Genomic DNA, 6,272 nt, shown 5'->3' with positions numbered 1-6,272 from the left:
ACAGCAAGCCGCCCAAACCAACAGGCGTGCCATCAACCCGCAGACGGCGCTGGCCCCCAGATCAGATTGGCGGGGTTTGGGGCAGAGCTCCCAAGAGGGAAGCACGCAACAGCAACCCGCCAAACCAACAGCACCACCTACAGACCCAACGCGCCCCTAATCGTCAAACCCCCGCTCAGCCAACTCCTCAATCCGCCGAACCGCCTCCCCGGCATCCTTCCCAGTAGCCACCACAGTGATCGCCTTCCCCCCAGGCGCACTCAACCCCATCAACGCCAACACACTCGCAGCGTTGGCCTCCTCATCCCCGTACCGAACAACAACATCAGCATCCAACTCAGCAACAGTCCGAGCCAACAAAGCCGCCGGCCGAGCATGCAACCCGACCTCGTTGGTCAACAACACCTCAGCCGAAACGGCCCCAGAAACCAGATGCAACGCAGGCCGAGCAGGCACCACGACAGGAGCCTCCCCAGAAGCCCCCTCAGCAGCAGCCGCGACGTCAGCCAGCGAAGCACCACCCTGTGCCGCAACAGCAGCAGCCACCGCCCCCTCGACCAACGGCGCATCGACCACCGCAAAACGAGACGGATCGTCAGCAGACTCCACCGCCATCTCAGCGGTCATCTTGGCGCTACCGAGGTCGTAAAGAACCACAACCCCAACCCCGGAATCCGCATCGGCCAACGCCTCGACCACAGACCCGTAGTCGGTGCCGAGCCCACCTTCCTCCGTGCCACCAACGGGCAGCACCGACACGTCCGGCGCCATCTGCCCGGCCAACTCGGCAACCCCGTTGGCCAGCATGTCGCTGTGCGAAACGACCACCAGCCCGACCCGCCCGCTCATGCCTTGGCCGCCGAATCAGCGAACGCCCGCAACAACAACGCGGTGGACCGAGCCCCGGGATCCAGGTGCCCAGCGCTCCGCTCCCCCAGATACGAAGCCCGCCCCTTCCGCGCCACCATCGGCACGGTCGACGAAGCCCCCTCCTCAGCAGCATCAGCCGCCGCGGACAGAGCATTGGCCACCGAGTCAGCCTGAGCCGCGGCAGCAACGGCGGGCGTCAACGCGTCCACCATCGTCTTGTCCCCGACGACGGCCTTGCCCCGAGCGACCACCCCGTCCAACGCGGCCTGCAAGGCCCGAGCCACCGCCTCGCAGTCCAGCTCCTCCAGATCCCCCACCGCAGCAGCGGCACGCAGGAACGCCGTCCCGTACAACGGCCCAGCCGCCCCGCCCACAGTGGAGATCAGCGTGGTGGCTACGAGCTTCAGCACCTTCCCAGGCGTAGCGGGCGATTCACTGTCCAACTTGGACACCAACGCGGTGAACCCGCGCCGCATGTTCTCGCCGTGGTCAGCGTCCCCGATGGCCTGGTCGAGCCGCACCAGCTCGTCCCGGTGCTCCTGCACGACCACCGCGGCAGCCCGCAGCGCCGCGACGACGTCCGCCGCCGTGCACCCCACCTCAGACTCCCCACCGCAGAGCGGGCGTGTGCACCGGCGCGTCCCACAGCGAGATCATCTCGTCGTCCAGCTTCAACAACGTGAGACTCATCCCCTGCATCTCCAACGACGTGATGTAGGGCCCGACCAGCCGACGTTCCACCGTGATCCCCCGATCAGCCAGCAACTGCTCCGCGATGCCGTGCGCCAAGTACAGCTCGATCAACGGAGTTCCGCCCATCGAGTTCGTGAACAGCAGCACCCGGTCGCCCGAAGAAAACGGCAGATCCTCCAAGATCGGCTCCAGCAACGCCGACACCATCTCGGACGCCGACGACACGGGCACGCGCGCACGGCCGGGCTCGCCGTGGATGCCGATGCCGATCTCCATCTCGTCGTCGGCCAGCTCGAACGACGGCGTGCCCACGTGCGGCACCGTGCACGCCGTCAGGGCCAGGCCCATCGACCGCACCGACGCGATCACGCGCTCTGCCAGAGAAGCACACGCGTCCAACGAGTCGCCGCGCTCCGCCGCCGCGCCGACGATCTTCTCCAGCAGCACCGTGCCGCCGACACCGCGACGGCCCGCGGTGTAGAGCGAGTCCTGCACGGCCACGTCGTCGTCGATCACCACCGAGCGCACCTCGGACTCCGCGAGCTCACCGGCCATCTCGAAGTTCATGACGTCGCCGGTGTAGTTCTTCACGATCAGCAGCGCGCCCGCGCCGCCGTCCGTCAGCGACACCGCGGACGCCATCTGGTCCGGTGTCGGCGACGTGAAGACCGCGCCGGGACAAGCGGCGTCGAGCATCCCGCGCCCGACGAAGCCGCCGTGCATCGGTTCGTGGCCCGACCCACCGCCCGAGATGAGCGCGACCTTCCCCTGCACCGGTGCGTCCGCGCGCACGATGACAGCAGGGTCGAACTCCACCCGCAGCAGATCGGAATGGGCAGCCTGCATGCCCCGCAGCGCGTCCTGCACCACGGTTTCCGGATCGTTGATGATCTTCTTCATCGAACTGCCCTCCAGAGAAGCCGGTGACCGTGTTCCTTCTTACTCCGGGGGTCTGACACTCGGAACGGGCTAAGGACCCGAGGTCCGTTAGGCTGCCCTAATAAAGCCAGGTCAACATCACTGCGAGTAGCGGAGGAACAACGTCGTGTCGAAGAGAGCAGCACTGCTCGTCGCAGCAGCCCTGACCTTGACCGCGTGCACCCAGAGCACGCCGGACAAGCCCACCGTCGCCCAGGGCGGCGAGGACTTCGGCAAGGCGTACGAGCTGAGCAACGGCTTCGGCACCAAGGAGAAGCCCGGCGTCTTCCCCCGCACGATCAAGCACGCGATGGGTGAGACGAAGCTCGAGAAGAAACCCGAACGAGTGATCGTGCTCGACACGGGCGAGCTCGACAACGTCGTCGCCCTCGGCATCAAGCCCGTCGGCATCGCGTACACGGACGGCTCGCCGACCATGCCGTCCTACATCGGCGACAAGGGCGGCACGCCGGAGAACGTCGGCACGATCAACAACCTCAACCTCGAGGCGATCACCAAGCTCAACCCGGACCTGATCCTGGGCTCACAGCTGCGCGCGGAGGCCCTCTACCCGAAGCTGTCCGCGATCGCCCCGACCGTCTTCTCGGTGCGCCCCGGCTACGTGTGGAAGGAGAACTTCCTCCTCAACGCCGCCGCGCTCGACCGCCAGGCCGACGCCGCCAAGATGCTCGAGGACTACACGAACAAGGCCACCGAGACCGGCAACGCCATCGAGAAGAAGCTCGGCGTCCGCCCGACCGTCACGGCGCTGCGCTTCATGCCCGGCAAGATCCGCCTGTACGCCAAGAAGTCGTTCATCGGCACGATCCTGATCGACGCCAAGATCGGCCAGCCGACGCCGTCCCAGGTGGACGACCTGGCCGCCGAGGTCAGCGCCGAGCAGATCGGCAAGGCGGACGGCGACTTCATCGTCTACTCCACCTACGGCGACCCGGCCAAGACCGCGTCGGCCTCCGTGCTCGGCGGTCCGCTGTGGAGCGGCCTGAACGCGGTCAAGGCGGGCAAGGCCAAGCCGGTCGCCGACGAGACCTACTTCCTCGGCCTCGGCGTGCTCGCCGCGAACGTGGTCCTCGACGACCTCAAGAAGCAGCTCGGCGCCTAACGTCCGAACAGGAGGCGGGCAAGCCGCAGCATCTGCTTGCCCGCCAGCGACGAGCGGTCGAACGTCGTCATGTTGAGCAGAGCCTTGAACCGCTGCTTCGTCACGGCCTTGGGGTAGGCGAACTCGCGCAGCCCGTCCTCGCCGTGGATGCGCCCGAACCCGGAGTCGCCCACGCCGCCGAACGGCAGCCCGGGAACCGCCGCGTAGGTCAGCACCGCGTTGATCGACACCATGCCGACCCGCAGCTCCCGCGCCAGCTCCTCACCACGCGCCCTCGAAAAAACAGCCGCGCCCAGCCCGTACTTCGACTGGTTCGCCAGCCGCACGCCCTCCAGCGCGTTCGGCACCCGGTTGATCACCACGGTCGGCCCGAAGGTCTCCTCGGTGATCGCGAGCGAGTCCTCCGGCACGTCCGTCAGCACGACCGGCTCGACGTACGGCGGCCTGATCGACTCGGGCCCACCCACCAATGCCTTGCCACCGCGGTCCAGCGCGTCCTGCACGTGCTCGCGGATGATCTCCACCTGCGACGGCATCGTGATCGGCCCGAGGTTCGCGCTCGGCTCGCCACCCGGCTTGAGCTTGCGCGCCCGCTTCACCGCGATCTCGATGAACTCGTCGGCCACCTCTTCGGCCACGTACACGCGCTCAACGCCCGCGCACGTCTGGCCGGCGTTCGACACAGCGCCCCACATCGCGGCCTCGGCGGCGGCCACGAGGTCCGCGTCCGAGTCGACGATCAGCGCGTCCTTGCCACCGCACTCGACCAGCACCGGCGTCAGCGTGGAGGCACAAGCCGCCATGACCTTCTTGCCGGTTCGCGTGGAGCCGGTGAAGGCGACCTTGTCGACGCCGGAAGCACACAGCGCCGCGCCCGTCTCGCCGAAGCCCGTGACGACCTGGAACACCGGGTACTCCGGCACGGCCTCGGAGAACGTCGACGCGAGGAACGTGCCCACACCCGGCGTGAACTCCGACGGCTTGAACACCACGGCGTTGCCCGCGGCGAGCGCGTACGAGATCGAACCCATCGGCGTGTGCGCGGGGTAGTTCCACGGCCCGATGACGCCGATGACGCCCAACGGCCGGTATTCCAACGTGGCCGCGTGGTTGAACATCAGCATGCCCGAGGAGACACGGCGCTTGCCCAGCACACGGCCCGCATGACGCGAGGCCCAGTGCAGGTGGTCCATGACCAGCGCGATCTCGACGCGGGAGTCGTCGGCGGGCTTGCCGGTCTCGGCGCTGATCAACGCGACGAACTCGTCAGCACGTTTCGACAGCACTCTGCGCCACGCGTCGAGCTTGGTCTTGCGCCCCTCGAAACCGAGGCCGGCCCACCACGCGGAAGCTTCGCGCGCCGAGGACACCGCCTCGTCGACCTCCGCCGCCGTGTGGATCGGGTGATGCGCGACGACCTCGCCCGTGCGCGGGTCCAGTGAAGCGAACCGCCGCTGCTCGCCATCGGCCGACAGCGCGCTGTCCGAAGCGGTCTGCGTCATGAGCCCTCCCGGGTACTCGCCAGTAACCTCGACACTAACGCGTACTTGAAGAACTTTCAGCCCCCGCCTGGCCCCGTCAGGCGCTGGGCAGGCTCGGGAGCACTGCCTTCGCGAACGCCTGCGCCGCCTGGCAGCGATCTCCAGCCTTCTCCTTCGACATCCCGACCTGGAACTCGGCGATCTCACCCGCGTCGCTCGAGTCCTTGGTGCGGACGACGATCAGGTGACAGGTCGGGAACGGCCCGTCCTTGAACACCTGGTAGCCCTTCGCGCCGCCGAGGTCGACCTCGGCGGAGTCCTTGTCGAACTTGCCGTCCTTCGGGATGCGCGCCGTCCTGAAGTCGAGCTGCATCGACCCGCTCTGCCCGCTCCACGTGCACTGATGCAGCCCGAACGGCAGTGACCGCGGCGAGGCACCGAGCACCGGCGCGAGCGTCGCCTTGTCCACGATCGTGCACGGGTCGACCTCGACCGGCGACCCCTTGGGCGGGCTGTACTTCTGCGGGTTGCCCTTCGCCTTGCGGACAGCGCCCTCGAGCACCTTGCGCGCCGGCTCGCACGTCTCGGCCGCGGCGTCGTTGCCGGTGCCGGTGCTCGCCGAGATCTGCAGGGCCTGACCGGGGTTCTCCTGCGTGACGGCCGTCACGCGGCACGACGACGTGAGCTTTTGCTCGCTGCTCTTGAGACCCGCGATCTGCTTGGTCGCGTTCTTCAGGTCGCCGGACGTCAACGTGTAGCCGACGTCCACGCTGATGCTGAGCGACTTGCCCGCCTTGTCCTTCATGTAGTTCGAGCAGCGCGTGTAGTTGCTGCTCGTGTACCTCGACGGCGTGCCGACCGTCTGCAGGACGTCCTTGTCGATCAACGCGCACGGGTTGACCAGCCGCATCCGCTCCGCCGCGAACGCCGGGTCGACCGGTTTGCCCGGCTGCGAGGACGGCTTGGTCGACGGGTCCGTCGACGTCGCGTCCGCCTCCGCCTGCACGGTGCGGCGCAGCGAGTGGGTCTTGTCGAGACCGGGTCCGGTCGCGCAGCCCGCCATCAGCAGAGCGGCGGCGGCGACCACGGCCGTGGCACGAAAACGGGGCACGACGTGCACGGTAGCGACCTTTCCCCGCGCTCGTGGGCGGTACCCCGAGTTAGCCCGTGGCACATGTCACTCAGCG

General features: G+C 67.9%; 6 protein-coding genes. 1 reads left to right on the top strand and 5 read right to left on the bottom strand.

Features of this window, described 5'->3' with window-relative positions; genetic code table 11:
• Window positions 1-156: 156 nt before the first annotated feature.
• From dhaM to dhaK, 3 genes are read right to left on the bottom strand one after another with little or no spacing between them, the layout of a single operon-like run.
• Entirely contained in the window at window positions 157-849 is a 693-nt protein-coding gene (gene dhaM / locus AB0M24_RS44175) for a dihydroxyacetone kinase phosphoryl donor subunit DhaM (protein ID WP_363780529.1), read from the bottom strand.
• On the bottom strand, window positions 846-1,469 hold the full coding sequence (gene dhaL, locus AB0M24_RS44170; RefSeq protein ID WP_363780527.1) for a dihydroxyacetone kinase subunit DhaL: 624 nt from the start codon (window positions 1,467-1,469) through the stop codon (window positions 846-848). The genes dhaM and dhaL overlap by 4 nt, the downstream gene beginning before the upstream one ends.
• 1 nt (window position 1,470) lies before the next feature.
• Window positions 1,471-2,463, bottom strand: coding sequence for a dihydroxyacetone kinase subunit DhaK (dhaK, locus tag AB0M24_RS44165; RefSeq protein WP_363780525.1), 993 nt, complete (start codon window positions 2,461-2,463; stop codon window positions 1,471-1,473).
• Between the two features lie 145 nt (window positions 2,464-2,608).
• Between dhaK and AB0M24_RS44160 the strand changes: the two genes are divergently transcribed.
• Window positions 2,609-3,604, top strand: coding sequence for an iron-siderophore ABC transporter substrate-binding protein (locus tag AB0M24_RS44160; protein ID WP_363780523.1), 996 nt, complete (start codon window positions 2,609-2,611; stop codon window positions 3,602-3,604).
• On the opposite strand, the gene AB0M24_RS44155 is transcribed toward AB0M24_RS44160, so the two are convergent.
• Both AB0M24_RS44155 and AB0M24_RS44150 read right to left on the bottom strand, forming a co-directional pair.
• Window positions 3,601-5,106 (bottom strand): aldehyde dehydrogenase family protein, encoded by a 1,506-nt coding sequence (locus AB0M24_RS44155; RefSeq protein ID WP_363780521.1) that lies wholly within the window; start codon window positions 5,104-5,106, stop codon window positions 3,601-3,603. The two genes, AB0M24_RS44160 and AB0M24_RS44155, sit on opposite strands and share 4 nt — an antisense overlap.
• A gap of 76 nt (window positions 5,107-5,182) precedes the next feature.
• Window positions 5,183-6,196, bottom strand: coding sequence for a hypothetical protein (locus AB0M24_RS44150; protein WP_363780519.1), 1,014 nt, complete (start codon window positions 6,194-6,196; stop codon window positions 5,183-5,185).
• Between the last annotated feature and the right edge of the window lie 76 nt (window positions 6,197-6,272).

It is taken from the genome of Lentzea sp. NPDC051838, from assembly GCF_040681245.1.
In the GTDB taxonomy this organism is placed as follows: domain Bacteria; phylum Actinomycetota; class Actinomycetes; order Mycobacteriales; family Pseudonocardiaceae; genus Lentzea.
This window is presented reverse-complemented; position numbering and strand designations above follow the sequence as displayed.